A 25,082-nucleotide genomic window follows, 5' to 3' on the forward strand; every position below is an offset into this window, starting at 1 on the left:
ACATGTAATATTACCAAATATAGATAAAGGTGGTTTACCCATGAAAGTTAAACGAATACAAGCTATCGAAGATTACATCCACGCTCAGGGAACCGTGAGCCTTGATGACCTGTGTGAACATTTTAATGTTTCAAAAAACACGATTCGTCGGGATATCAATAAAATTGTAGAAACGAACCGAATAAAAAAAGTTTATGGCGGCGTTGTGTCCGTATTATCAAGCGAAAACGAGCTCCTTCCATTTGAAAATCGAGATATCACAAATCACCTTGAAAAAGAAGAAATCGGCTCGCTTGCCTCTCAATTGATTGAAAACGATGATTTAATTTTCATTGATTCAGGAACGACCACGCGTTATCTTGTCCAGCACATTCCAGCTACAAAAAATGTGACCATCATCACGAACAACCTAGATGTCATCAACCTGGCAAGCAAAATGGACAACATCAAAATTATCGTCATTGGAACAACGCTGAAGCACCGAACTAAATCATTTGTCGGTGTTGAAAACTGGTCCTTTTTTGATAAATACAACGTCACAAAAGCCTTTATGGCGGCGACAGCGTTTTCCTATGAACGCGGCGTTATGAACTCAGATAATCTCGAATATGAAATCAAAAAACGAATGATGAATAAAGCCAGCAAGAAGATCTTGATGGTTGACCATAACAAGGCCGGAAAATCCGCTTTACTAACTTACGGAGCACTTGCCGATTTTGACTATCTAGTGACTTCTAGCACGCTTCCGGATGCCTATCAAGACTACTGTGAGAAGCATGATGTCGAAATCATGACGTCAGCGAAATAAGGAGGAAACTTATATGCCTTTATTAAACATTGATATGTTCCGTGGGAAAACGCCCACGGAAAACAAGAAAGTTTTGGATGCGATTCATGCGGCAGTCGTGGAAGCTTTTGAAGTTCCCGAACGTGACCGCTATCAAATTTTAAATTTGCATGACCAAGCAGAGATGATTTTGCTAGATACGGGCCTTGGTTTTGACCGGACGGAAAACCAACTGGTCATTCGAGTGACAAGTAAAAAGCGTACAGAAAAGCAAAAACAACTTTTCTACAAACGAGTCACAGAGCGTCTTTTGGATGAATGCCAAATCGAGCCTCGCGATGTGATGATTTCCATTGTTGAAAACGGCAACGCAGATTGGTCATTTGGATACGGTGAAGCTCAATTTTTGAACGGAAAACTTTAAATCAAACCATTTTAAGGTAAAATAAAAACTTTGGCTTAAGAGTACAGCTCCTACTAAGCCAAAGTTTTTTATTTGCACCTTTTTCATTCCCTAGATCATTAAAGAAACAAGCACATTGGAAAAGTTTCCAATGTGCTTGTTTCTTTTGTTATTTGATTTCCAGATTAACCGCTACTTTTTCACCCGTTTCGAGTGATTTTTTAGCCGCTTCTGCAATTCGAATCGCCATGATGCCATCTTTAAAACTGCATTTTGTTGGCTGATCTTGTCGGATACTATCGAAAAAGGCGACTTCTTCATTGAAAAAGGCATCTTGATATCTCTCTAAGAAGAAATATTTTGGCGTTCCTGCTTCAACAGATTGCGCCGTATAACGATTGACATGGTAGTCGGGTTGGTTTAAGGATTGGAGCATTCCCTTCTCTCCAAAAACTTCAATCCGCTGATCATAACCATAAACGGCTTTACGACTATTATCAATGACACCCATCGCCCCATTTTTAAATTTCAGCGAAACAATCGCCGTGTCAACATCTCCAGCGGCGCCAATTTCTGGATCAACTAAGCTGTTTCCATATGTGAAGACTTCTTCGACTTCATCGTCCATCATAAAACGTGCCATATCAAAATCATGGATCATCATATCCATAAAGATACCGCCTGAACGCTTCACGTAATCAATATTCGGTGGTTCAGGGTCTCTTGATGTGATCTTCAAAATGTGTCGCTCGCCAATGGCCTGACTCGCTGCTTCAAGCTTCACTTTTTCATGACTTTTATCAAACCGACGATTGAAACCTGTTTGGAATTTTACGTTGTTTGCTAAAACAGCGTGATAAGCATCTAAAATGGAAGCTTCTTCTGTTCCTACTGGTTTTTCACAGAAAATATGTTTCCCAGCATTTGCAGCTTGGATTGTTAAATCTGTATGCGTATCAGTTGGTGTACAAATGAAAACGGCATCAATTTCTGGATCATTGAAAATATCGGCTGCTTCTTTGGTGACATTTTCTACACTGAAACGTTCTTTCCAGGAATCCTCTGCAAAAATATCACAGATTGTTTTTACTTTTATATCTTTCATTTGTTTTAAATTGCCTAAGTGGACTTGTGCAACACGTCCGGCACCGATCATGCCAACATTTAAACTTTTCAATTTGCTCGCTCCTTTATTTTTCAGTTCTTGCTTCTTCTCTAATTTCTTCTTCCATTTCTTTTTCAAGAATGCCTTCTTCTGCTTTCATATTAGATTCAAACTGATCTTCAAATTTGAAGTCCAGCTCAATTTCTTCAAGCGTCTTCCCTCTTGTTTCTGGTGCATATTTGAAAGTGAACAGATAAGAAAGAATATTAAAGACGGTAAAGATTAAGAATGTATTTGGTAGCCCCACGCCTGCAAGTAAAATCGGGAAAATGAGTGCTACGGCAAAGTTTGCCATCCAAAGGAAGAAAGTCGAGATTCCCATCCCGAGTCCGCGAACTTTTTGCGGGAAAATTTCAGAAAGTAAAAGCCATGTGATTGGCCCGATACATCCTTGGAAAAACCCAATAAATAGTACTGTTAGAGTGATAACCATGTACGGCAAGAAAGCGGCATTTGGAAAAGCGAATAGCGCGATGGTGATTAATGCCATGCAGAGTGTCGTACAAGTAATCCCAGTCAAGATGAGTTTGCGGCGGTCAACGCGGTGCATCAAACTAATACCAATGATAACTGCAAGCACGGATACAAGTCCATTCGCAACGTTTGCAATAAGCGCCGCACTGGATGCGAAACCAGAACGTTGTAAAATCGTTGTGCCGTAGTACATCATAATGTTGATTCCGATAAGTTGTTGCGTCACCCCAAGACCGATTCCGATAAAGATCAGGCGTCTGATCCAAGGTTTCTTTAAGTCGGAAAAAGTAGCTTTTGGTGCTTCTTTTTCGCGTTTTAGCGAGATATCAATAACATTTAATTCTTCTTTCGCGCCTTCTTTCGAACGTATTTTACCAAGAGAGTCGAGTGCTCTTTCCTTTGTTTTGTTGAGATACAACCAGCGTGGTGACTCTGGGACACGCATGATGCCAAAGAAAAGAACAAGTGCTGGAACAATCGCCACGGCTAGCATGTAACGCCAGATGTGCGTGCTATCGACAAAGACCGTTCCAAGAACAGCATTGATCAAGAAAGCAATAAATTGTCCGGAAACTATCATTAATTCATTTTGAGTAACAATCCGGCCGCGCATTTCTGCAGGTGAAATCTCTGCCAGAAAAGTTGGAACGATAACGGAAGCCCCACCAACTGCAAGGCCTAGGAACAGCCGAGCCGCAATCATTAAAGGAATATTTGGTGCAACCGCACAAAATACAGAACCTAGTACAAATATAATGGCTAAGTAAAAAATCACTCGTTTCCTGCCGAAGCTATCGGAAAGTTTACCACCAATTAAAGCACCAAATGCGGCGCCAAATGTGACGGCTCCTGTTACAAGGCCTTCTGTCACAGGGGTTAATCCGAGTTCTCTTGGAAGACGCATAAAGTCAAGCGCACCGTTCATAACGCCTGTGTTATAACCGAATAATAATCCCCCAAAAGTTGAAATAAGTGCAAAAACTGCTAAATTTCTCTTTGATCGCTGGTCTAAATTCATGCTTATTCATCCTCCAATGCCACAAGTTCGCCTGTTTCAAAGGACTTCGTACAGGCAAGGGCAATTTTTGTTGATTCTAATCCGTCTTTTGCAGTTACATCCGGTTTATCCCCTTCGCGAATGCAGCGAGCAAATTCTGTTAATTCATTGATGAAAGCTTGTTTAAATCGTTCTGGGAAGTGTTCCGAGCAAGGACGTCTCACTCCTTTGTCGTCAAAAATCGTCACGAGATTCTTTTCTGGCTCCTGGGCCACACGAAGCATTCCTTTTGTTCCCATAATTTCTGTTTCAACGTGATAACCGTGATTTGCATTTCTGCCTGAAACAAGAATGGCGATCGCATCATTTTTTAATTTCATAAGCGCAGCGCCAGTTTCTGTATCCCCATATTCCGCTAGTTCTGGATAAGCGAAGTTGTTACCAATTGCCCAAACCTGCTTTACTTCTTCACCAGTGAACCAGCGTACAAGATCAATATCGTGGATAGCCATATCGATGAAAAGACCTCCACTTGAACTGTTTTTAGCAAATTTAACGAAACTTTCCAGCCCAGAACTTGGATCAATTCCGTAGCAACGAACGAGCGTCACTTTCCCAATTTCTCCGCTTTCTACTATTTCTTTGGCGTAGCGGTAAGACTCATCAAAGCGGCGCATAAAGCCTAACATAAAGACTTGTTCTGGCCGAGCTTCAATCACCTTTTTCACCTGTTCAATTTCCGGTAGCGACACCCCTAGTGGTTTCTCGCAAAAAACATGTTTCCCTGCAGCGAAAGCGTATTCAATTTGTTTGGTATGCAAGCTTGAGGGTGATACAATAATGACGGCATCAATTTCTGCCTCATCGACCATTTTCTCAAAGCTTTCATATCCTTTTTGAATACCAAGTGACTCTTTAGCAAACTTAAGCTCCTCGGGTACAACACTACAAGCAGCTACAAGTTCTAAATCTTTAATATAATTTTGTACATTTGAAGCGTGGACTTTCCCAAGACGGCCTAATCCAACAATTCCTGCCTTTATCGGTTCCATCTTTTTTCCTCCTTTTTATGTAAGCGCATTCTTGATAAAATCAATTATAATAAATGTTGGTCATTTTTTCAACAACTTTTGTTAATTTTTGATAAATATATCCAAAAACTGCTTGATTTAACTTATCAAATTAGCTAAAATAAAGAAGAAATAAGATTCACGGGTCAATATAACCATAATATAACCAATAAAAGAACAGGAGTGAAGCAAAATGGCAGTTGAAGTAGCAAAAATCCACGTAGGGATTGCTCCAATTGGTTGGAGAAACGATGACATCCCAGAGATCGGAAAAGAAAATACATATAAACAGATTCTAAGCGATGCAGTTCTAGCTGGCTTTGAAGGAACTGAAGTAGGTGGTTGTTATCCGACTGATCCTGACGAACTGAATAAAGAACTTAGCCTCCGTGATACGCGTATTATCGGGCAATGGTTTAGCGGCTATCTGATTCGTGACGGAATCAACCAAGCAAAACAAGATTTTGAAAAACATTGTGCTTTTTTGAAAGCGGTTAACGCAGATATTGCCGTTTATTCCGAGCAAACTTATAGCATCCAAGGAACAGATAAATGCGTTTATACAGAGAAACCAGATTTTAGTGATGCTGAATGGGAGACACTCACTTCTGGACTCAATGAACTCGGCGAAATCGCAAATCGTTACGGCTTGAAACTCGCTTTCCACCATCATATGGGAACAGGCGTCCAAACAAAAGCTGAAGTAGATCGTTTAATGGCAGCAACTGATCCTAATAAAGTACATTTACTCTACGATACAGGACATATTTTTGTTTCGGATGGCAACGCGCTAGAAATCCTGCATAGCCACTTTGACCGGATCGCACACGTTCACTTTAAAGACGTTCGGGGCAAGAAACTGGAAGAATGCAAACAGACGAATAAGTCTTTCTTAGGCTCTTTTCTTCACGGGATGTTCACGGTCCCAGGAGATGGCGACATTTCCTACCAAGAAATTTATGATTATCTCATTCAAAACCATTATGAAGGTTGGATTGTGATCGAAGCCGAGCAAGATCCGAAAACAGCTAACCCGCTTGAATATGCACGCTTAGGAAAAAACTTCATGGATTCACTTCGAAGATTCAACTAAGCATGAAAAGGGCAACCCGGTTTCCGGGTTGCCCTTTTCATTTGCTCAATAATATTTTGCGATAACCGCATCGGTTGTTTCTTTTGCCTTTTTGATGACTTCCTCTGGATTCATTTGGTAGTATTCAGGTCGGAATAGCTCAACAGAAGCGACGAAATCATAATTCAATTCTTTCATTTTCGCAAGATGCACCTGCAGGTCAATGATCCCTTCTCCCGGGTAGCAGCGATCAGTATCACGCATTTGCCCAACTGGATAATCATCAACATCATTAATATGGAAAATGAAGATTTTATCGGCAGCTTCTTTCGTCACATTCGCAAGGTTTGAATTCATTCCTGTAAATTGGAAAGTATCATAAACGAGACCCACATTGTCTCGGTCAATCGTCCGCACGATTTCATAAGCTTGTTCGAAAGTATTCACCGTGTTTTCTGGGATGCCGATAAATTCGACAGCAATTTTTACGCCATACGGCTTGGCGAGATCGGATAGCTCGGTTAGCACTCGCACACAACTTTCATTCACTTCTGGAACAAGGGTTTTTCCTTTTTCAGTGTCGTCCAAATTGGATGGGACTGCACAAATATATTCGCATTCGATCGCGCGACAAATTTCCAAGTATTCCTTAAACTCTGTAATGACAGCCTTTTCGTCTTCTTTCGTGCGATTATTGAAAAAGCAAAGCGCATTTAGCGAAAGCGGCTTAATTTGATGGCTATCAAAGTACTGTTTTAAATCCGCCAAGCTGTGGCGTGTCAAGTAATCCTTCAGCTGATCGATCGAACGAATTTCAATGTAGTCATACCCGTATTTCTCGCAGTATTCTAGGTTTTCTTCAAGCGTTGCGCTTTCAAATGTCGTTCCTTCGTTAAATCCAATTTTCATGCCCTATTCCTCCTTTTTAGATACGATAAAAGTCAGGTGTTTCTGGAAGATCAATTTTTTCTACTTCGCCACTTTGCTGCGCCTTCACGCCTGCATCCGCCGTAACCGCTGCAACGTAACCATCCCAAGCGGTTGGATAAGAAGGCGAGCCCGTTTTTTCAATAGCATTGATAAAAGCATTAAATTCATTATCATACGCATCCATAAAACGTTTTTTCCAGTCCATCAACAAGTTTTCACTGCGTTTGGCGTCTTTTCGAATTCCAAGACTGCTCACTTCTGGCAAGGACAGGATGCCATCTTCACCAACCACGCGGCACTGAATATCATAGGCGTAGCCACAATTTACGAAGATTTCCGCATGAATTGAAATGCCGCTTTTCGTCACCAAATGAACAATTTGCGGGTCTTTCAAATGCGATAATTTATTTTTCGTTTGTTTCGGATAGAAAACTTGAATGCTTTCATAATCATCATCCACGAGCCAGTGCAAGACATCAATTTCATGAATCAACGTGTCGACAACTGCCATATCGGTTGTATAGTTTTCATCCACTTGAGGATTGAAATGCTGGCAAGAAAGCATCAGCGGTTCGCCAATTTCTTTCGCATCAAGCGCTTGCTTCAGCATCTGATAGCCCGCATCATAACGGCGCATAAAGCCCACTTGAAGCAGCCGCTTTCCTTGCTTCATTTCGGCATCGATGATTCGCTTGCACCCTTCAGCCGTTGTCGCAAGTGGCTTTTCACAAAAGACGTACTTCCCAGCTTCGATTGCCTTCAAAACCGTTTCCTCATGAGCCGGCCCCCAACTTGAAACGATGACCGCATCCACATCAGCTGCGATAAGTTCAGCATCCGTCGCAAAAAATTGCGCATCTAGTTTAAAATCGCGAATGATTTGCTCCGCATTTTCTTGATGGATATCTGATAGCGCTACAATTTCCGCCCCTGAAATCCGTTTCGTAATTCGCTCGATATGTTCTCGTCCAATTGCCCCAGTTCCTACTACACCCATTTTAAGTGTCATGCTTGCCATCTCCTTTTGATTAACTTGATTTATTTTGTATCCGCTTTCATTGTAATGAAATTTCGATTCCCTGCCACGGCAAAAAAGTGCTATAAAATCGTAAAATTTTGCTTTTTTATCAATTCTTGGTTATATTGGAACCAAGAAATCCAACATTTGATAATCAAGTCTGACAAAGAGGTGATCACAATCAATCCTTACATCCCAAAAATCGAACCGGGGATTCTAGCCAAACGAGGTCCTTTCTTTTACGAAACGACGGAGCTCACTCGAAAGCTTTACCTCCACGCGTACTGGAGCGGCGAATATCTCGTGGATGTCCAGTACAGCCTAACCCGCGATTACATGAGCTCATTTTTGGTGTTCTTCGTCAAATCCGGCGAACTGCATTTTGACTACCGCGAACAAACCTTTACGGCTCCTGCAGGAACGCTCGTGTTGCTTGACTGCAAAGAAAAAAATCATTACTTTGCTTCGCAAAACGCCCGGTTCCAGTTTGTCCATTTTAACGGCCCCACGGCTCAAAGTTTCTGCGATGCGCTGTACGCTCAACACGGCTCGCTTTTTTCCCTTCCGCCAGAGCAAAATCCAATTCCGCGCATTCTTGATTTGATGGAATCTGGCGCTCTGCACGACTTTGAAATCGCGACTTGCTTTAATGAGCTATTGGGGCGCTTGTTTGAGCGAACTCGCTTGCCACTTGAGATGCGCAGCGCACCATCGGATAAATATCCGCCAGAAATCCAAGCGGCCCTTACTTTCATTCACAGTCACTATTACGAAAAAATAACCATCCAAAGGTTAAGTCATGAAGCGAGCCTCAGTTCGTATCATTTTTCTAGACTTTTCAAAAAGCACACCGGGGAAAGTCCGCATCAATACTTGCTTACGCATAGGCTCAAACAAGCCAAGCGAATGCTCCTTGAAACCAACTTGACGGTCGAACAAATAAGCACACAATGCGGTTTTTCTTCAAGCACGCATTTTATCAAGGCCTTCGCTAGCGCAAATGCCGGCACAACGCCAGGCAAGTTCCGCAAAGTCCACTTTTGACGCCAAACAAGAAGCGCTGGGCAAGTTGCCCAGCGCTTCTGTTATTTGCCTTATGAGTATTTTCTTTCATCAAGTGACTAACTTGGGATGTCAAGATAGTAGTTATCATCTTCCATTATTTTTTCTAGAAATTCTTTGAGAGAATCTGCGATTTTGAAGTCCCCATAATAAATCTTGCCCAGCGTTTCTTTTGAAATCCCCATCAATAAATACAAATTACTATCAGCTTCAAAAAACACCAGCCCTTCCTCTTCAATATCTTGATACATCTCATCATCTACAAATCCTATATAATCCCCTTGACGAGTTCGAAAATCTCTTACTGACACAGGATCCATCAACCTATTTGTATTATCTGTATTGCTTTTAAAAAAACCATACCCTATTTCTTTATAAAATTTCCCCAATTGCTCAGGCAGTTGGATATTTAATAATTTTTCTAGCTCTTCAATCTCTTTTGTTGAAACTGGATAAAATGAATTTTGCTTATTTTTCAACACGAATTCAAACATATCACTAATCTCCTTTAAATAATTTTCTAGCAGGTGACCCAGCCGCATGTATACCAGCCTGATGTTCATTCGGATATCTTGCTGGATGGATATTCCACCAAGCGCTATCTCCACCAAAACTGTTTTCGATTACGTGGTGAGCATCATACGGCTCTCCAGCTTTTTTTAAAACTTTTCCTGTATTAGCAGAGTAGATATCATTTTTGTAGACAGGCCATTTTTGTCCAGTTTTTAGTTCCCATTCCTTTTTTAGTTCAACTTTTACTTTATTAAATTCATATCTATTGGCTCTAGATTCTCGAGGAGTTAACTTCGTATACTCCTTTGTTCTAAGTGCTTCCTTCAACAAATCAACTTGATTTTTTGGGATACTTCTACCAGTTCGAGCTTCTACATCCCGTATATAGTCACGAATTAACTGGCTTTCGACAACACTTTTCGGTTTGTTGATTGAATAAGTCTTGCCTGACAATTTCTTCTGTACTGATTTTAAATTGGCAAGCTCTCCTGCCTTTATTTTAACACCTTTTCCACCTATTCTCCCAGTCCAAAGCAGTGTCCCCAAGCCAATTGCACTTCCAACTGTAATAGACATTTTTTGGACTTCATCTAAATCTTTACCACTACCATCGCGCAATTGATTAGCCCAAGCCGCCCAAATCGTATCTGTCATAACTTTTGTTAATTCCTCGCCTCGCTCTTTTTCAATTTGTGAGGGATCTTTAAGTTTTCCATTTGCGATCAGTCCATTATAAATAGCCGAAACACGCATACTTTCTTCATAAGACATTCCTTCTTTGGAAAGCACCCAGAAACCGTGATTATCTTGATATTTTTCAAATGAATCCCAGTCATAATCTGCTTTTACTTGCTTGTCTTTTTCTTTCAAATGAGACAGCCAAGTGATTTTTGAATTATACTGATAGGAATGACTTTTTCCTTTGAAAAAACGCCCATTCCGAATATCCTCAAGACCTTGTTTCACGTAATACATATCTTTTAATGCTTCCTCTAGGACATCTTGATTTCTAGCCTCAAAGTCTTCAAACTTATGCAAAATGTCCATTTTATTATGTATGGTGCTCATGGCACTCGCATATTGATCAAGCTGCTTGAATTGTTGAGGCAACGCATCAATTCCTCCAACCGCTTTCATTTCGACAAGAACCGTTTCCATCATGTACTGATAATTGGCTATTTGGGCTTCCATCTCATATAGCCTTTCTGTATCTAAACGAGCATCTCCTGAGGGATCTACTTGGTTATGAAAATCACTCACATATTGATGCGCTTTTTTCTTCGCTTCTTTTAATAAGGATTTTCCTTTTTTAACTAACATTAAAATAACTTTTTCATAGTAAGTTTTAGCATTCTCCGCCATTTTTCCTTGTAAATCGTGATCATCAATTAACTTATTGACATCATGTTTTAAACTATTAAGTGCTTCCTCCATTTGGTCCGCTTCTCGCTGAAACGCATCACACATCTGTTTGACTTCTGCAATATCAATTCTCGCCATCTAGTTTAAGTCCCTCCTGTTGAGCGCGAGTTAATTTTTGTTTTTCCTCTTCCAACTCTTCTTTGATTTTTTGACTGGCATTTTTTAAAGCATTGAATTCTTGTTCAGCACTTTCTTCTAGCTCAAGATGGAATGAGTTAGCTTGTTGCCCTTGCCAACCTTCGCGTGCCAAATCTAACAGTTCTCTTTGTTCCTGCCCCAAACGAGTGATATCTTCTAACACCCATTCTATTCGAGCTCGTTTTAAGTAATTGTGATGCAACTTTTCATCATCGTTTTTTGTTTTCATGTCTGTTCCCTATCCTTTTATGGCTTGTGCAATGAAGTGAGCTAATTTTTTCTCCTCCTCAACCATTGCTTTCTCTATATTTCGTAAATTTTCACTTTCTTTTCGCACCGCCGAATCAAACCCGTTTAGTCCTTCAGCAATCTCAGAAAGTCCATATTGCAAACTTTGTGCAGATCCGGTTGAATAGCCTAAATAAGAAGGCGTTTTCACTTTTAAATCGGCGGCATGTCGTGCTATGGATGCGGCATGTTCAGAAAGTCTATTACTTGGAAGTTTAATTTGTTGTCCCATCTTTTTCACCTCATAAAAAGTATAGCATGAATCCAATCTATTCATTGTGAATATTTTGTGAACTTTTCAGCCAAACACAAAAAACCTCGTCTAAGGACAAGGTTTAACAGAACTTTAGTTGCATTTTAAAAGCTTTCTAGAGTACAGTCTCAAAATATAGTTGTAGTGGATTTGTACTTCCAATATCAAAACACCATTCAGAATAACATAGCTCTAAAACGTTTTTCACGTGCCTCAATAACGACGCGGAGTTTTGGAACCATTCAGAATAACATACCTCTAAAACCGGCGTTAAGCTCGATTTCCATAAAGGACTGTTTTGGAACCATTCAGAATAACATACCTCTAAAACATTGCTACATTCATGACACCATTCAACCCCGTTTTGGAACCATTCAGAATAACATACCTCTAAAACCTCGGAAAGTTTTTCCGACATTTCGTAATCGCGCTATTCGTCCCTAGCAAGGACTTCAATTCTGATGGTTCCTTTTTCTTGCCTGACTCCACTTAGTCTCACTACCATCATAATATGTTACTACTCAAAATACAAGTCAACTCTTTACCAAGGTTGCTTTTTCCCGTACGGCTCCACTTGGCACTTTCAATCTATCATGATTCCTCTTCAACATTATGCGTTAAATGCATCCGAATTGTATCTAATTTATATCCATAAAAATCATCGACAAAGCGCTCTGTTTCAACAAATCCTCTTTGTAAGTAAAACTGGTGCGCATAATCGTTTCCTTTTTCTACATTCACAAACATCGGGAGCGGTAAGTTAAACAGATGAATTCCTTCTTCTAAAACTTGCGTTCCGTAGCCTTTTTCTTTTTCACTCGGAAGAATATAGAAAGCGGATAGTTCACTTTTCCCTTTATCAAGTTCGATAAAATTAGCAAATCCAATAAGCTCACCCTCTTTTTCTAGAACAACAAATGGGGTTGCGCTAATTCTGTTTTCAAGTGTCGCCAGATTGTAAAATTTTTCCAAAAAACCGTCTTGCGTTTCTCTTGGAATAATCGTTTCGTACGTATCATGAAAGGATGAAGTTGCTACTTCGCGAATTTTTTCTGCATCTTTTATTTCGGCTTTTCTAATATTTATGGCCATCATGAACCCCCCTGATTCAAAATTCTATTTTATTCAGCTCTTTACCCTTTTTCACTTGAAAAAAAACACAATCAATGTTAACCTTTTTTTATTATAAGTTTACATTAAGGAGTGTTTCCATTTGCGAAATGAAAAATTAAAATTTTTAATCTTAGACGCGCTATTTGCGGTTATCATAGCGATTTTAGCCCAAGTTGCTATTCCGGTTGGCCCAATTCCCTTCACAGGACAAACCTTTGCCGTCGGACTTGCTGCTACCATTTTAGGGGCTCGCCACGCAACGATTTCTGTTTTTGTTTACATATTACTTGGCGCAATTGGTATTCCTGTCTTTCAAGGTATGACGGCTGGGCTTGGAATTATTGTCGGCATCACGGGCGGTTATATTATTGGATTCCTAGCCAATACTTATTTAACGGGGCTCATTTTGGATAAAACGCGTTACACAACCAACATGGCCATCATCGCGAATATCATCGGGGCCATGTTTACCTTACTTTTCGGGATGTTGTGGCTCAAAATTAGCGCAGGTATGTCGCTTTCACAATCCTTCTATACTGGGTTTGTGCCTTTCCTCATTCCTGGTATTATCAAGGCCGTTCTTGCTGGTGTTTTAGGAATTATGATACGAAACCGCTTAATCAAAAGTCATTTAATTCGCGAATAATCGCCCTAAACGTGCATTATTACACAATTCAAATAGTACCCAAATTGCTTTTTCTTGCTTATAATAAAAAAGTAAATATCGGAAAAAGGGGTACGAATTTATATGTCACTTGAAAAAGAACTGGAAGAAACAGACTTTGATTTGCTTACGCTGTTGCAGTCAAAACGGGAATCTGTTCTGCCGTATTCAAGAGTCCATTTCAAGCGGGGAGAAACCATTATTTCAGAGGGAGAGCAAAATCAGTATTTTTACATCATTTTAGATGGAGCCGTTTCAATGAACAAAGGCACTTGCAGAGAAGATATTATTTTATCCTTTCTTGGGAAGGAAGAACAATTAGGGTTTTTTCATCTGGTCGAAAACAGCCCTTCGCCCGTCTCTTATGAGGCTGTTAGCGAAGTTAGTGCCTACCGTTTTGAAAGCAGTTATGTTCGTGAAAGAGTGGCAGAGGAAAAACCGGATCTTTTTTTACAGCTTGCAAATCTGGCTGCTTTTCCTGCGTTCGAGCGCGAAGCCAAGGTTCACCTTCCGTCAGACGAAAAAATTTTAGCGGGGCTGATCATCATTGGGAAGAAATTCGGGCGTCTTGAAGAAGACGGTTCCTGCCTGATTCCCTATTTTTTCACGCAGAAAATTCTCGGGAATTACTTGAATTTAGCTCGTGCGTATGTGGCGACGAATTTACGGAAGCTTGAAGAAGAAGGAATCCTTGCTCTGTCGCCCAAACCATGGCGAATTTATCAATTTAAAAAGCACGAGGAACGCTTAAAACGTGAATATAACTTATTTTAAAACATCATGAAAAGTCTTTTTTCATGATGTTTTTGTATTTTAGGCGTATACTTCAAATGGAATCTTTTTGGAGGGATTATTTATGGATAAAAACATCGATGAAAAGCTGATTGCAGATTTTTCTAAGCGTTTGAAGGAAAATCCCACAAATCAAATTGTACAAGATGCCATCATGAAAAATGGGATCAAAGCGGCAACTGAAAACGCGGAGGTTGCTTGGAAATTGCAGCCTGTTTTTTCGAACGAAGTCAAAACGGATAAGGTCACGAATCAAAAGCAAAGTGGTCTCTGCTGGATGTTTGCAGCTTTAAATACGTTTCGTCATCATATGAACGGAGCGCTTGGAATCCAAGATTTCGAGCTTTCGCAGAACTACACAAACTTTTGGGATAAATTTGAGAAAGCGAACTATTTTCTGGAAAATATCATTGCAACACGAGATGAAGCGGTGGATAGTCGCACGGTGGCGTTTTTGCTTGAAACACCGCAACAAGATGGCGGGCAATGGGATATGATCGCCTCCCTCATTGAAAAATACGGCGTTGTACCAAAGAGCGCTATGCAGGAAACGTTTCAAAGTTCCTCTTCTCGCGACTTGAATGAACTCTTAAACGCACGTCTTCGTGCAGCAGCTGTGAAGCTTCGCAAAATTGCGCCAGAGGACATTTCGTCGCTCAAGGAAGAAGTACTTGGCGAGATTTACCGCATCCTCGCGTTCTCGCTTGGTGAACCGCCTAAAACATTTGATTTTGAATACCGCGATAAGGAAGACGTTTTCCATCAAGATTTAGGGCTAACGCCGCAAGCTTTTTATCAAAAATACGTTGGCATTCCGCTAACCGACTATGTTCCGATCATTAATGCGCCAACTAAAGATAAGCCTTTTAATCGGACGTTTACGGTTAAATTTTTGGGAAATGTGACAGACGGTCGCCCCATCAAATATTTGAACGTGGATAGTGAAACGCTTAAAGGTCTAGCGAAAAAGCAAATTTCAGCCGGCGAAACGGTTTGGTTCGGCTGCGATGTTGGTCAAAGCTTCGAACGAAAAAACGGGATTTTGGATCCAGCCATTTTCGATTTTGAAACGGCCTTTTCGCTACATTCTGGCATGTCGAAAGCGGAGCGGCTGGACTACAAGGAAAGCATGTTGACACACGCGATGGTACTAACGGGTTTTAATGAAAAAGACGGAAAAGTTGATCGCTGGAAAATTGAAAACAGCTGGGGCGAAAAAGTGGGCAAAAACGGCTATTTTGTTGCTAGCGATGCGTGGATGGACGAATTCACTTTCCAAGTGGTCATAAACAAAAAATTCTTGTCGGATGAACTCGCGCAAGCTTTTGCAGAGGAACCTATTCAGTTAAAACCTTGGGATCCAATGGGGTCGCTTGCCGTGTTTGAATAATAAAATATGGGGAGAATCTTAATTAAGATTTTCCCCATATTCTATTAGTAACTTCAAAATAAAGATAATCGTGATCGTCCAACCAATCCAAGTTACATTTCGATATATCTTATTTTCTCTTTTAACTTCTTTCAAATTTTTCCTTAGGATCTCTTTTTCTTTTTCATCATTGCTAGCATAAAACAAATGCGAGTAAGCTTTCTTTCGTTCATCATGAACTGTTTTTTTCCACCCATCAGATAATTGTTCCCATTCAGAAATCGCTTCTTTATATTTATTTGCAAAAAAGTAGATATATCCTTTGAGTAACGTAATATGTACTCCGTAACCCCCATCTGTTTGAGCCACAAAATTCTCTGCCGCTGATGTTATTTTTTTAGTTGCTCTTGCAGACAATAAAATGTAATAAAATCGTGCTGTATCGTTTTTAGGATCAAGCGCTAAGGCTTTCTTTAAAATTTCACTGCTTACTAAAAATGACTGATAGTTCACTGTAAGCAAACCTAAGTCTCTCCGAATAGAAATCAGCGCACGGAGCGTTAGTAGATCTGAATCTTTTTCATATATCTCCTCAGCTTGATTCAAAAAATATTCAGCATTATTGACATCTTCATGTACAAGATAAAGATACGCATTGTATCGCAACTGGTAGAAAGCCTCTAATTGTTCAGATGTCAATCCTTCGTAAGCATAAAAATTAAAATCTGGCAGGTCGAAAATATCTGCACCCGCATCCGTGTCATCATTCAGATGAAAACTTATTTGAAAAGTTTCTATCAAGAACATACTGACAGCCTTTGGTAATACCATAAAATATTGAGCAACAAAAACTTCTGCACTTTGATGCGCCATAAGAATTTGTTCCATATTCCATGTCTCAATTTCTTGAAAAAAGGCTTGCCACTTCTGGGATGCATACCTTGAATCTAGAGAATCATATAATTTTGTAAGCTCAGACTGAAAATAGATTATTGAAGAATTTTGCCATTCCGTTGCTGTTGCAAGGTTGACATATCTATTTTCAAAATTATTTTCTTCATTTTTAACAATAAAGTCCACTTCTCGTAAATCAAATGATTCTTCTTTTTGATTTTTCAACCTCTTAGAAATGTTATCGAAGGCTTCTTTTAGCTCCTGAAATTCTGCTGGCTTATCTTGAGGATGTGTTGTTTTTAGTTTGGCAGCATAAGCTCGCTTCACCATCTTCAAATCATTAGTTGGTTCGATTCCAAGAATTTCCCATTCATTCATCTAAAAAACCTCCTTCTCCAAATCATTAAGAAGGTCTGCAAAATTTTTCGCTGCATGCTTAATGTCATGATCGTTTTGTTTTTCAAGAACTATTTCAAATTCATTTGTGACTTTTTGAATGAAGTCTCTTTTTTCTCCAAGGGACTCCGCATAGATCCTGTTTGCTTTTGCTATCAAATATTTATTTTCTTCTCTTTCGCGAGGATGTATTTTCAGCTTGGAAAGTCTAGCAAAGCTTTTTTTCAACTCTTCAGTGGATAACTGGCTTCCTTGCTGAATATAAAGCTGCTTTTCCTCCCCAGTCTCACTTATTTTCGCAATGACTTCGAGCACTCCATTTGTATCATAAGTAAACCGAACTAAAATAGCCTGATCCTTGCCTTTTCTTGGAAGAAGTATTTTCAAGTCACCTATCTTCAAGTTGTCCTTCACAAAACGATTTTCTCCTTGATAAATTTGAAAATGAATTTCATCTTGTTCTTCGCTAACAGGAGTAAAAAGACGTTCTATACTTATTGGAATGGTACTATTTCGCTCAACCATCGGAGAGAATAAGCCCTCTCGGTAGCTATTTTGAAATTTGGCCACTACTTCGACTCCTAAAGAAAAACCGCAAACATCTGTCATCATCATTTCCGATACATCTTCATTCCGGCTAATCAAAGCAGCTTGAATGCTTGCTCCGATACCAACAGCTTCATCAGGATTGATCTCAGTGTAAGGAAATTTTAATAATAAATGCCGCAAATAATCTTGTACGATAGAAAGTTTGGTTGCTCCTCCAATTAAAATGACTTTATCTAGATCGTGGACTGAAAGATTTGAGTCTTTCAAAGCTTTTAAAATGATATTTCGCATCCTTAGAAATAGCGGCTCACAAATTCCCGTCAATTGCTTACTATCAATACTCACACTGTATCTTGTTTCGCCACATCTGAAAGAAATTTCTCCGTCAATTTGCGGATTCAATTCTTTTTTATAGGTTTCAACCGCCTTAGTTAAAATCCCCTTTTCATCTGCTGACAGATCTTCTATATTTAAATCTTTCTCTTTCAGTACAAATTCGATGATTTCCTGTGTGAAATTCTCGCCGCCAAGAAAATTATCACCACTGATCGCATTGACTTGCATGACTCCTTCAAACATTTCCATTATAGAAACATCAAAAGTGCCTCCTCCAAGGTCGATCATTGCAAACGAAATATCTTGATTAAGATCGTGAATCCCATAGGCGAGTGCTGCTGCGGTTGGCTCACTTATAAGTCCTACTACATTTAATCTACTCAATTGAGCCGCTTGGATGGTGGCCTCTCGTTGCAAGTTGTTGAAATAAGCTGGAACAGTTATAACTGCTTCTGTAATTGTCTCATTAAAGAAAGTTTCCGCGTCTTTTTTTAAGCTACTTAGAATAAAACTTGATAATTCAACTGGAGAGAAATAAGTATTTCCCAATTTATATTTTTTCTCCGTGCCCATAAATCGCTTAAAGGCAGCCGCCGTTTTTTCTGGATGTGAAACAAGTCTTTCCTTTGCGATTTTCCCGACTAATATCTGGTTATTTTCGTCTAAACTCACAACGGAAGGTGTTAGATAGTCACCTAATACATTAGGAATTAATTTTACTCCTTCTTCTGTCCAACACGAAACGAGACTATTTGATGTTCCCAAGTCTATACCGATGATTGTCATAACTTCTCCCTTTCTTTTTATCCTTATGTCTATAATTTTTGCTTTAAACCATTATTGAAAGATATTTCATTTATTATAGCATGTATTTCCCCATTACTATTCAAAAAATAAAACTATTTTCAATATTAAAGACGTGTAGCCTTTGCTACACGTCTCTTCTAATACATACAAGTAATATGATGCGCATTAAATCGCGCTTCGGTTTCTTCATCTAGTTTAAAATCGGTAATCAAATAATCAATGTCATGGCAAGCGAGGCTTTGGTGCATGAACTTATGATTCATTTTTTCTTGTGTTGCAAGTAAGACGAGCAAGTTGGATTGTCTGCGATACGCCTGTTTGATAAGCGCCTCGCCTTCATGCGTTTCTGTCGCCCCTTTGTCATAATCAATCCCGCGGCAAGAAACAAAGGCGATGTCTGCGTTATAAGTTAATGCGTCATTATAGGCTTTGGCTCCGTTAACTGTATAACGCTTTGGCAAAATTGAGCCGCCTAAAATGCTCACGCGTGCGCTCGTGAATTCGGATAGCATCGAGGCTGTCATCACACCATTTGTAATGATTTGAAGCCCCTCAAATCGACTGAGTACGCCCACTAGATAAAGTGAGGTGGAACTTGAATCAAGAAAAATGACCATATCGTCACGAATGAGCGTTTTTGCCACTTCCGCGATATACTTTTTATTTTCCTCATTGTTAAGTTCGTTCATCTTCATCAAATATGGGATGTCAATTTTTTGATTGTCGATAATCATAGCGCCGCCTCTTGTTCGCCTCACCAGTCCTTTATTTTCCAAATGAACTAAATCACGCTTCACGGTCGCTTCGCTATAATTAACAAGCTTGATCAAATCTTGAATCCGAGCAAATTGTTCCACTTTTAAATAATTGACAATCTGCTGCTGCCTTTCTTCTGCAACACTTAACATCGCCTTCACCTCTTACTCATTTTCTTGCCTAAAGTTAATAGTGCTTGCTTTGCCCGACCGTGTTTAAAATTTTAAGTTTATGGCGCACGACTTCTTTTACTTTTTCGTTTGCAGCTGGGTAAACTTGGTTTGGTTCGTACATTCCCGGATTTTCATTCAGCATCCGATGAACTTCTGCAAAAAAGACGCTCTTTAAATCTGAGCTTAAATTAACTTTCCCGACGCCATAACGAACAGATTCACTCACTTCTGCATCGGGATTCCCAGATCCTCCGTGTAAAACAAATGGGATATCTAAGCGCTCATGCAATGTTTTTAAAAGTTCGATGTTAAGCTCTGGTTTTTTATCTTTCGGGTACAGGCCATGAGCTGTTCCAATAGCAACTGCAAGTGTATCAATCCCCGTCTCTTTCACGAAATCTTCAGCTTGATTGGGGTCTGTATAAATAATGGAATCCGCTCCACCTTCTGCTGAACCGTTATTGCCAATTGTACCAAGTTCTGCTTCGACAGAAACCCCTACTTTATGCGCAAGCTTCACAACTTCTTTAGTTAGCGCCACATTTTCTTCGTAAGGCGCTCTTGAAGCGTCAATCATAACGGAGGTATAACCGTTTCGGATGGCCCGCATCACGTCTTGAATCGTTCCGCCATGGTCCATGTGGATCACAACCGGGACACGGCTTCTTAGTGCATATTCTTTTACGGTTGCAATAAATTCGTCTCCTAGATAGGCAATTTCATCTGGATGGATTTCTAAGATGACAGGGGCATTGTTTGCTTCTACTTCTTCCATGATAGCCTTTAACATGTCGTAACTGCAAATATTGAAGGCAGGAACGGCGAATTCATTTTCATTCGCTACTTTTAATAGTTCTTTCATGGTCATTAACATTACACATTCACCTCTTGTTTTATTGGTTTTTCTTGTTTAACTGGACGCTTGAGCAGCCCAATCATCACTGCTGTCACGATGCTTCCTAAAATAATCGCAAGCAGGTAGATAAAAACATGATTGATGACGCCTGGGATAAACATCACCCAAATACCACCATGTGGAGCAAGTGAAGTTACGCCCGCTCCCATCGAAATAGCTGCAGCGGTTGCAGATCCTGCCATTAGACTCGGAATTACTCTCAGCGGATCGGCTACGGCAAACGGAATCGCGCCTTCTGTAATATAGGATGCTCCTAAAACCCAGCAAGACTTTCCTGCCGTTTTTTCCTCCGTAGTAAATTTGTTTTTAAATAATAAGGTAGCAAGCGCAAGTCCAAGTGGTGGCACCATTCCTGCTGCCATACACGCCGCAATCGGGGCATTGACGCCAGCTGTCATTAAGCCAATCGAAAAAGTTGAAATCGATTTATTAATTGGTCCGCCCATATCCGCCGCCATCATCACGCCAATCAGTAAGCCGAATAGCACGCCAGATGTTTCACCCAGTCCATTTAGCCAACCCGTCAGCGCCTTAAGCAACCATGAAATTGGGGTATCAATGATAAACACCATCGCAAAGCCGACAATCGCAATACTTGCAAGTGGAACGACAATCAACTGGTAAATGGAAGCAATGGATTTGGCTACTTTAATTTTATTTGCGAAAAAGTGCGCCAAGTAACCTGCTAAAATCCCGCCGATCATTCCGCCAAGGAAACCGGATCCGCCCGCTGTCGCAAGAGTCCCTGCAACAAGTCCAGGTGCAAAACCAGCGCGCCCGGCAATGGAACTTGCGATTCCTGCTGCAAGCGCGGGTACCATTAGCGCAAAGGCTGTATCTCCCCCAATTTTCGAAAAGGCTCCAGCAATCGCATTATAACTGCTTGAATCTGGATTGGATGCGTCAATTCCAAACGCGAAACTAATAGCAATCAAAATTCCGCCTGCAATGACAAATGGCAACATATAGTTAACACCATTCATAAAATGATTATAAATACCTGCTTTCTTGCCATCACTTGTATTTCCATCTGTTTTGCTTGACTCTGCTTTCGTTAATCCTTTTTCTGCTAGTGTTTCTTCAAGTACACGATCTGCTTCTTTAATCGCTCTTGAAGTGGACACACGCTTGATTTTTTTGCCGGAAAATCGGCTTAAATCAATGTCTTTATCAATAGCTAGAATCACATAATCTGCCTGTTCAATTTCTTCGGCTGTTAAAACATTTTCAACTTTTGCACCTTGTGTTTCCATCTTGATTTGATAACCCAAATCTTCTGCTGTATTCGTCAGCTTTTCTGCTGCCATATAAGTATGTGCAATTCCAGTCGGACAAGCTGTTACACCGACAATTTTCATGTGAGACGCCTCCTTTTAAGTTAATATTTCACTAACGTTTTTATAATCTTTCGTATTTTTCAACTCTTCTTGAAATACTGGATCCATTAGTTTCCGAGAAAGCTCGCTTAAAATCTCCAAATGTGTATCCGCGGCTTTTTTCGGAACGGCAATGATAAAAGACCATTCAACGGGTGATTCATCGAGACCAAAATAATCCGTCATTTTTCCGGAATGAACAAAAGTAATCAAAGGTTCTGTTACTTGTTTACTTTTGGCATGAGGAATGCCAAATCCGGATTCAATGCCTGTTGAAGTTTCTGCTTCCCGCTTATAAAGATCTTTTACAAATTTTTTACCATTCAAGATGGATCCTTCTGCTTCAAGACGTTCCGCTACTTTTGTAAACAGCTCATCTTTTGTAGTTATTGTTTCATCAAAAATAATACGATTTTCATTTAATAATTCCATAATACTCATGCTAAGAACCTCCTAATAAAGTAAGCGCTTTCCCTTATTTGTCTTAAGAATAGCATGGTGACCAGAATTATTCAATGCTATGAATCAAATATTCATAAAGCTCATTTTTTTACGTTTTTTGATTATTTTTTGATCGATATCGTTCATTGATTCGAATTATTCTTTCGAAGATACTTTAATCTGAAAAATATAAATAGTATCTAAAAATCAACATGGAAAGGGTTTTCATTGATCATTCACGACTCAAAATAGACTTTTCAGGTATAAAGTGTTTATATTCACAAATTCGTGCTATATACACCTGTGAAACAATTCGTTGTTTCACAAATTGTCTGTAGGATAAGCGATGGCTAGCTTTAATAAGTAAAACGGGAAGCACCGTCACAACTCAAAAATGCAGATAAATAAAACAATAAGGAGTGTCAGACAAAATGGAAAGTATTCAAGACAAAGTAATCATTATTACTGGTGCCTCTTCTGGAATTGGGATGGAAAGCGCACGACTACTTGTAGCGAACGGGGCTAAGGTGATGCTCTTCGCAAGGCGGGAGGAACAATTAAAACAACTGACGAAAGAACTAGGAGAAGAAAACTGTGCTTACGTTCTTGGAGATGTTCGCTTACCTGCTCAAGTTGAACAATTAGTCCAAGAAACAATGAATCGATTTGGGAAAATTGATGTTCTTTTCGCTAACGCTGGAATTATGCCAGCTTCTAGCATCAGTGAGCAAAAACATGATGAATGGAATGCAATGATTGACATCAATATAAAAGGTGTATTAAACAGCATCGCTAGCGTTCTACCAAAGTTCATCGCACAAAAAAGTGGCCATGTGGTTGTGACAAGCTCTATCGCAGGCAAAAAGGTTTTCCCAGGAAACTCGGTTTACTGCGGAACAAAATTTGCAGTTAAAGCAATTGTTGAAGGCTTAAGACAAGAATCCATTGCGGAACAAACTAATATAAAAACCACGCTTTTATATCCAGGTGCGATTCAAACCGAACTACTTGAAACGATTTCGTCGAAAGAAGATCGCGCAAACTGGGATCATTTTTATCAAATCGCCATTTCACCAGAATCGGTTGCTGAATCCGTTCTTTATGCAATATCTCAACCCAAAGATGTTGGCGTCAATGAAATTACCATCTTACCAGCAAAACAATCTTAAGTTTACTTTTTAAGTCGTCCAATCTATTTTATAGAAAAGTCATGCGGAAAAATCCGCATGACTTTTTGTGTAGGTTTATTCATTTGTTGAAGCCAAAGCTCTTCTTCTTGCTAAATATCTTTACGATTAATTTTATGATAAGACAAGTAGGCAATGGCTAAGCCGATTAGGCAAAGAGCTACTGGAATTAGCAAGGTTGAAAACGCATTATCTTCAATTCCACCGCTGCCAACATTTCCATTTAAAAGCATACTAATGATCACTGCTGACAAAATCGTCATTACTGTGGAATTTTTTAGCAAGCCAAAGTAGAGCGGAATTAGTCCGATGCCAACTGTCGTTAATGCACTCAAGAAACTATTGTGCAAGAAGTATTGGACTGCGTCATTCATCGTTAAAACGTCATTTGTTAAATGTAAGGAATTGTTGAACACGCTGCTTACGCTGATAAAGATCGCTTCTGCAGCTAGAACGGACAAGAAAATAGTGATCATAATAAGCAATAATTTGCTCGCTAAGATTTTTTTACGCGAAATCGGATAAGTGAATAAAACTTGAATCGTTCTATCTGAAAATTCTTTAACGATTAATTGCGAAATAAGTACCCCTGAATAAATCGTGAAAGCAATTCGCAACATCAAATCTCCAGAAAGCCATAACTCGCTCCCCGTCGAGATTACTTCTTCTCCACCATCCATCATGCCTGTCAGCAAAACAAGCAATAAAATCCCTACTGTAATTCCCATAAAGCTAAAAATAAAGTTCGTAAATTTTAATTTTTGATATTCTAATTTCATTAATTTAATCATTTTTTCTCCCCATCATTCATTAATTCTACAAAATATTCTTCCAAAGAATCCGTGTGTTGTTGCATTTCATAAATTTCAACGCCTTCAAGAATCAAATGCCGACTAATTTCTTGCTGGCTTGTCCCCGCTTCATAAATTCGAATGGCATTTTCAGAAATAATCTTGAAATTGCGGATTTTCAAATGTTCATCAAGAACAGACGAGGCTTTCTTAACATCATTCACAGTTATTTCACTGTAACTAAGCGTTTCCTTTTCAATTTCTTTCAATTCGACTTCGCGCACGATTTTACCATTCTTGATAAAACCAATCGTATCGGCAATTGACTCAATTTCAGAAATAATATGGCTCGAAATCAAAATCGTCGTTCCCATTTCTCGATTGATTTTAACGAGCAATTCACGCACCTCGCGGATTCCAAAAGGATCTAGCCCGTTGATCGGTTCATCTAAAACTAAAATTTTCGGCTCGGTGATAAGCGCGCGAGCAATGCCAAGACGCTGCTTCATCCCTAGCGAAAACTCTTTCACTTTCTTGTTTGTGATTCCTTTTAAATCCACTAGCTCAAGAACTTTTTGGATTTTTGCCTTGTCATAGACTCCCATGTAGTTACAATGAAGTTCCAAGTTTTGTTCAGCAGTTAGTGTGTCGTAAAAAACGGGGTATTCAATGATGCTTCCGATCGACTGCAAATACTGATAGGAATTTGTTTCTACTGCTTCGCCTAAAACGCTCACTTCGCCGGAATCCGCTTTTACTAGATTTAAAATGATTTTCATTACAGTTGTTTTGCCCGAACCATTTGGTCCAAGAAAACCGTAGATGCTTCCTTTTTTGATCGTCATCGAAATGTCTTGTAAAACAGCTTGCTTTTTAAATGACTTGTTGATGCCTCTTAATTTGATTGCTTCTGTCATGTTATACCTTCTT

The 25,082-nt window shown here is 39.6% G+C and carries 26 protein-coding genes; 8 read left to right on the forward strand and 18 right to left on the reverse strand.

Going from position 1 to position 25,082, the window contains the following annotated elements; translation table 11 throughout:
• The first annotated feature begins 40 nt into the window (after positions 1-40).
• Both UR08_RS08290 and UR08_RS08295 read left to right on the forward strand, forming a co-directional pair.
• Positions 41-808, forward strand: a complete 768-nt coding sequence (locus UR08_RS08290) for a DeoR/GlpR family DNA-binding transcription regulator (RefSeq protein WP_115753190.1) — start codon at positions 41-43, stop codon at positions 806-808.
• Positions 809-821: 13 nt separating this feature from the next.
• A complete protein-coding gene (locus tag UR08_RS08295) occupies positions 822-1,211 on the forward strand; it encodes a tautomerase family protein (protein ID WP_115753191.1) in 390 nt (129 codons plus the stop codon).
• A 148-nt stretch (positions 1,212-1,359) separates the two neighbouring features.
• Here the strand turns inward: UR08_RS08295 and iolG (UR08_RS08300) are convergent, their stop codons facing one another.
• The 3 genes from iolG (UR08_RS08300) to iolG (UR08_RS08310) are packed head-to-tail and all read right to left on the reverse strand — an operon-like array spanning position 1,360 to position 4,878.
• Positions 1,360-2,367, reverse strand: coding sequence for an inositol 2-dehydrogenase (gene iolG / locus UR08_RS08300; RefSeq protein WP_165849969.1), 1,008 nt, complete (start codon positions 2,365-2,367; stop codon positions 1,360-1,362).
• A gap of 13 nt (positions 2,368-2,380) precedes the next feature.
• Complete coding sequence (locus tag UR08_RS08305) at positions 2,381-3,847, reverse strand: sugar porter family MFS transporter (RefSeq protein ID WP_115753192.1); 1,467 nt, start codon at positions 3,845-3,847, stop codon at positions 2,381-2,383.
• A 2-nt stretch (positions 3,848-3,849) separates the two neighbouring features.
• On the reverse strand, positions 3,850-4,878 hold the full coding sequence (gene iolG, locus UR08_RS08310) for an inositol 2-dehydrogenase (RefSeq protein ID WP_115753193.1): 1,029 nt from the start codon (positions 4,876-4,878) through the stop codon (positions 3,850-3,852).
• Between the two features lie 211 nt (positions 4,879-5,089).
• Between iolG (UR08_RS08310) and iolE the strand changes: the two genes are divergently transcribed.
• The gene (gene iolE / locus UR08_RS08315; RefSeq protein WP_115753194.1) at positions 5,090-5,989 is read left to right on the forward strand and encodes a myo-inosose-2 dehydratase; all 900 of its coding nucleotides are present in this window, start codon (positions 5,090-5,092) and stop codon (positions 5,987-5,989) included.
• A 45-nt stretch (positions 5,990-6,034) separates the two neighbouring features.
• On the opposite strand, the gene UR08_RS08320 is transcribed toward iolE, so the two are convergent.
• Together UR08_RS08320 and iolG (UR08_RS08325) are read right to left on the reverse strand one after the other, a co-directional pair.
• Positions 6,035-6,877, reverse strand: a complete 843-nt coding sequence (locus tag UR08_RS08320) for a sugar phosphate isomerase/epimerase family protein (protein ID WP_115753195.1) — start codon at positions 6,875-6,877, stop codon at positions 6,035-6,037.
• Between the two features lie 16 nt (positions 6,878-6,893).
• The gene (gene iolG, locus UR08_RS08325; protein WP_115753196.1) at positions 6,894-7,907 is read right to left on the reverse strand and encodes a bifunctional inositol 2-dehydrogenase/D-chiro-inositol 1-dehydrogenase; all 1,014 of its coding nucleotides are present in this window, start codon (positions 7,905-7,907) and stop codon (positions 6,894-6,896) included.
• A gap of 156 nt (positions 7,908-8,063) precedes the next feature.
• Between iolG (UR08_RS08325) and UR08_RS08330 the strand changes: the two genes are divergently transcribed.
• Complete coding sequence (locus UR08_RS08330) at positions 8,064-8,960, forward strand: AraC family transcriptional regulator (RefSeq protein ID WP_165849970.1); 897 nt, start codon at positions 8,064-8,066, stop codon at positions 8,958-8,960.
• Positions 8,961-9,037: 77 nt separating this feature from the next.
• On the opposite strand, the gene UR08_RS08335 is transcribed toward UR08_RS08330, so the two are convergent.
• The 5 genes from UR08_RS08335 to UR08_RS08355 form a co-directional block, all read right to left on the reverse strand.
• The gene (locus UR08_RS08335; protein ID WP_115753198.1) at positions 9,038-9,472 is read right to left on the reverse strand and encodes an SMI1/KNR4 family protein; all 435 of its coding nucleotides are present in this window, start codon (positions 9,470-9,472) and stop codon (positions 9,038-9,040) included.
• A gap of 4 nt (positions 9,473-9,476) precedes the next feature.
• Positions 9,477-10,991: a T7SS effector LXG polymorphic toxin gene (locus UR08_RS08340; RefSeq protein WP_115753199.1), complete on the reverse strand. Its 1,515-nt coding sequence runs from the start codon at positions 10,989-10,991 to the stop codon at positions 9,477-9,479.
• On the reverse strand, positions 10,978-11,280 hold the full coding sequence (locus UR08_RS08345) for a hypothetical protein (protein ID WP_115753200.1): 303 nt from the start codon (positions 11,278-11,280) through the stop codon (positions 10,978-10,980). The genes UR08_RS08340 and UR08_RS08345 overlap by 14 nt, the downstream gene beginning before the upstream one ends.
• Before the next feature lie 9 nt (positions 11,281-11,289).
• Positions 11,290-11,571 (reverse strand): DUF3130 family protein, encoded by a 282-nt coding sequence (locus UR08_RS08350; RefSeq protein ID WP_165849971.1) that lies wholly within the window; start codon positions 11,569-11,571, stop codon positions 11,290-11,292.
• A gap of 612 nt (positions 11,572-12,183) precedes the next feature.
• The gene (locus UR08_RS08355) at positions 12,184-12,684 is read right to left on the reverse strand and encodes a GNAT family N-acetyltransferase (protein WP_115753202.1); all 501 of its coding nucleotides are present in this window, start codon (positions 12,682-12,684) and stop codon (positions 12,184-12,186) included.
• 121 nt (positions 12,685-12,805) lie between these two features.
• Between UR08_RS08355 and UR08_RS08360 the strand changes: the two genes are divergently transcribed.
• From UR08_RS08360 to UR08_RS08370, 3 genes are all read left to right on the forward strand, one after another.
• The gene (locus UR08_RS08360; protein ID WP_115753203.1) at positions 12,806-13,351 is read left to right on the forward strand and encodes a biotin transporter BioY; all 546 of its coding nucleotides are present in this window, start codon (positions 12,806-12,808) and stop codon (positions 13,349-13,351) included.
• Between the two features lie 102 nt (positions 13,352-13,453).
• The gene (locus UR08_RS08365; protein WP_115753204.1) at positions 13,454-14,143 is read left to right on the forward strand and encodes a Crp/Fnr family transcriptional regulator; all 690 of its coding nucleotides are present in this window, start codon (positions 13,454-13,456) and stop codon (positions 14,141-14,143) included.
• Positions 14,144-14,225: 82 nt separating this feature from the next.
• The gene (locus UR08_RS08370; protein ID WP_115753205.1) at positions 14,226-15,551 is read left to right on the forward strand and encodes a C1 family peptidase; all 1,326 of its coding nucleotides are present in this window, start codon (positions 14,226-14,228) and stop codon (positions 15,549-15,551) included.
• A gap of 18 nt (positions 15,552-15,569) precedes the next feature.
• Here UR08_RS08370 and UR08_RS08375 read toward each other — a convergent pair whose 3' ends face one another.
• The 6 genes from UR08_RS08375 to UR08_RS08400 all read right to left on the reverse strand — a co-directional run bounded on the left by UR08_RS08375 (position 15,570) and on the right by UR08_RS08400 (position 22,174).
• Positions 15,570-16,802, reverse strand: a complete 1,233-nt coding sequence (locus UR08_RS08375; protein WP_115753206.1) for a hypothetical protein — start codon at positions 16,800-16,802, stop codon at positions 15,570-15,572.
• Positions 16,803-18,491: a molecular chaperone HscC gene (locus UR08_RS08380; RefSeq protein WP_115753207.1), complete on the reverse strand. Its 1,689-nt coding sequence runs from the start codon at positions 18,489-18,491 to the stop codon at positions 16,803-16,805. It lies immediately after the preceding gene.
• Positions 18,492-18,649: 158 nt separating this feature from the next.
• The gene (locus tag UR08_RS08385; RefSeq protein WP_115753208.1) at positions 18,650-19,420 is read right to left on the reverse strand and encodes a DeoR/GlpR family DNA-binding transcription regulator; all 771 of its coding nucleotides are present in this window, start codon (positions 19,418-19,420) and stop codon (positions 18,650-18,652) included.
• Positions 19,421-19,454: 34 nt separating this feature from the next.
• On the reverse strand, positions 19,455-20,315 hold the full coding sequence (locus tag UR08_RS08390; protein ID WP_115753209.1) for a ketose-bisphosphate aldolase: 861 nt from the start codon (positions 20,313-20,315) through the stop codon (positions 19,455-19,457).
• Positions 20,315-21,715 carry a PTS fructose transporter subunit IIC gene (locus UR08_RS08395; protein WP_115753210.1) on the reverse strand — a complete coding sequence of 467 codons (1,401 nt, stop codon included), beginning with the start codon at positions 21,713-21,715 and terminating at the stop codon, positions 20,315-20,317. The genes UR08_RS08390 and UR08_RS08395 overlap by 1 nt, the downstream gene beginning before the upstream one ends.
• Positions 21,716-21,730: 15 nt before the next feature.
• Positions 21,731-22,174 (reverse strand): PTS sugar transporter subunit IIA, encoded by a 444-nt coding sequence (locus UR08_RS08400; RefSeq protein ID WP_115753211.1) that lies wholly within the window; start codon positions 22,172-22,174, stop codon positions 21,731-21,733.
• 431 nt (positions 22,175-22,605) lie between these two features.
• Between UR08_RS08400 and UR08_RS08405 the strand changes: the two genes are divergently transcribed.
• Positions 22,606-23,343, forward strand: coding sequence for an SDR family oxidoreductase (locus tag UR08_RS08405; RefSeq protein WP_115753212.1), 738 nt, complete (start codon positions 22,606-22,608; stop codon positions 23,341-23,343).
• Positions 23,344-23,453: 110 nt separating this feature from the next.
• Here UR08_RS08405 and UR08_RS08410 read toward each other — a convergent pair whose 3' ends face one another.
• Together UR08_RS08410 and UR08_RS08415 are read right to left on the reverse strand one after the other, a co-directional pair.
• Positions 23,454-24,152: an ABC transporter permease gene (locus tag UR08_RS08410; protein ID WP_115753213.1), complete on the reverse strand. Its 699-nt coding sequence runs from the start codon at positions 24,150-24,152 to the stop codon at positions 23,454-23,456.
• Positions 24,149-25,069, reverse strand: a complete 921-nt coding sequence (locus UR08_RS08415) for an ABC transporter ATP-binding protein (protein ID WP_115753214.1) — start codon at positions 25,067-25,069, stop codon at positions 24,149-24,151. The genes UR08_RS08410 and UR08_RS08415 overlap by 4 nt, the downstream gene beginning before the upstream one ends.
• Between the last annotated feature and the right edge of the window lie 13 nt (positions 25,070-25,082).

The organism is Listeria kieliensis (assembly GCF_003369925.1).
GTDB classification, from domain to species: domain Bacteria; phylum Bacillota; class Bacilli; order Lactobacillales; family Listeriaceae; genus Listeria; species Listeria kieliensis_A.

Bases quoted from the DNA above. Each gene is read 5' to 3' on its own strand.
- UR08_RS08375 (WP_115753206.1), bottom strand. From the start codon at position 16,802: ATGAATGAATGGGAAATTCTTGGAATCGAACCAACTAATGATTTGAAG.
- UR08_RS08400 (WP_115753211.1), bottom strand. From the start codon at position 22,174: ATGAGTATTATGGAATTATTAAATGAAAATCGTATTATTTTTGATGAA.
- UR08_RS08390 (WP_115753209.1), bottom strand. From the start codon at position 20,315: ATGTTAATGACCATGAAAGAACTATTAAAAGTAGCGAATGAAAATGAA.
- UR08_RS08365 (WP_115753204.1), top strand. From the start codon at position 13,454: ATGTCACTTGAAAAAGAACTGGAAGAAACAGACTTTGATTTGCTTACG.
- UR08_RS08345 (WP_115753200.1), bottom strand. From the start codon at position 11,280: ATGAAAACAAAAAACGATGATGAAAAGTTGCATCACAATTACTTAAAA.
- UR08_RS08395 (WP_115753210.1), bottom strand. From the start codon at position 21,715: ATGAAAATTGTCGGTGTAACAGCTTGTCCGACTGGAATTGCACATACT.
- UR08_RS08290 (WP_115753190.1), top strand. From the start codon at position 41: ATGAAAGTTAAACGAATACAAGCTATCGAAGATTACATCCACGCTCAG.
- UR08_RS08305 (WP_115753192.1), bottom strand. From the start codon at position 3,847: ATGAATTTAGACCAGCGATCAAAGAGAAATTTAGCAGTTTTTGCACTT.
- UR08_RS08340 (WP_115753199.1), bottom strand. From the start codon at position 10,991: ATGGCGAGAATTGATATTGCAGAAGTCAAACAGATGTGTGATGCGTTT.
- UR08_RS08385 (WP_115753208.1), bottom strand. From the start codon at position 19,420: ATGTTAAGTGTTGCAGAAGAAAGGCAGCAGCAGATTGTCAATTATTTA.
- UR08_RS08355 (WP_115753202.1), bottom strand. From the start codon at position 12,684: ATGGCCATAAATATTAGAAAAGCCGAAATAAAAGATGCAGAAAAAATT.
- iolE (WP_115753194.1), top strand. From the start codon at position 5,090: ATGGCAGTTGAAGTAGCAAAAATCCACGTAGGGATTGCTCCAATTGGT.
- UR08_RS08295 (WP_115753191.1), top strand. From the start codon at position 822: ATGCCTTTATTAAACATTGATATGTTCCGTGGGAAAACGCCCACGGAA.
- UR08_RS08350 (WP_165849971.1), bottom strand. From the start codon at position 11,571: ATGGGACAACAAATTAAACTTCCAAGTAATAGACTTTCTGAACATGCC.
- UR08_RS08320 (WP_115753195.1), bottom strand. From the start codon at position 6,877: ATGAAAATTGGATTTAACGAAGGAACGACATTTGAAAGCGCAACGCTT.
- iolG (WP_115753193.1), bottom strand. From the start codon at position 4,878: ATGGAACCGATAAAGGCAGGAATTGTTGGATTAGGCCGTCTTGGGAAA.
- iolG (WP_115753196.1), bottom strand. From the start codon at position 7,907: ATGACACTTAAAATGGGTGTAGTAGGAACTGGGGCAATTGGACGAGAA.
- UR08_RS08405 (WP_115753212.1), top strand. From the start codon at position 22,606: ATGGAAAGTATTCAAGACAAAGTAATCATTATTACTGGTGCCTCTTCT.
- UR08_RS08335 (WP_115753198.1), bottom strand. From the start codon at position 9,472: ATGTTTGAATTCGTGTTGAAAAATAAGCAAAATTCATTTTATCCAGTT.
- UR08_RS08410 (WP_115753213.1), bottom strand. From the start codon at position 24,152: ATGATTAAATTAATGAAATTAGAATATCAAAAATTAAAATTTACGAAC.
- UR08_RS08380 (WP_115753207.1), bottom strand. From the start codon at position 18,491: ATGACAATCATCGGTATAGACTTGGGAACATCAAATAGTCTCGTTTCG.
- UR08_RS08370 (WP_115753205.1), top strand. From the start codon at position 14,226: ATGGATAAAAACATCGATGAAAAGCTGATTGCAGATTTTTCTAAGCGT.
- UR08_RS08415 (WP_115753214.1), bottom strand. From the start codon at position 25,069: ATGACAGAAGCAATCAAATTAAGAGGCATCAACAAGTCATTTAAAAAG.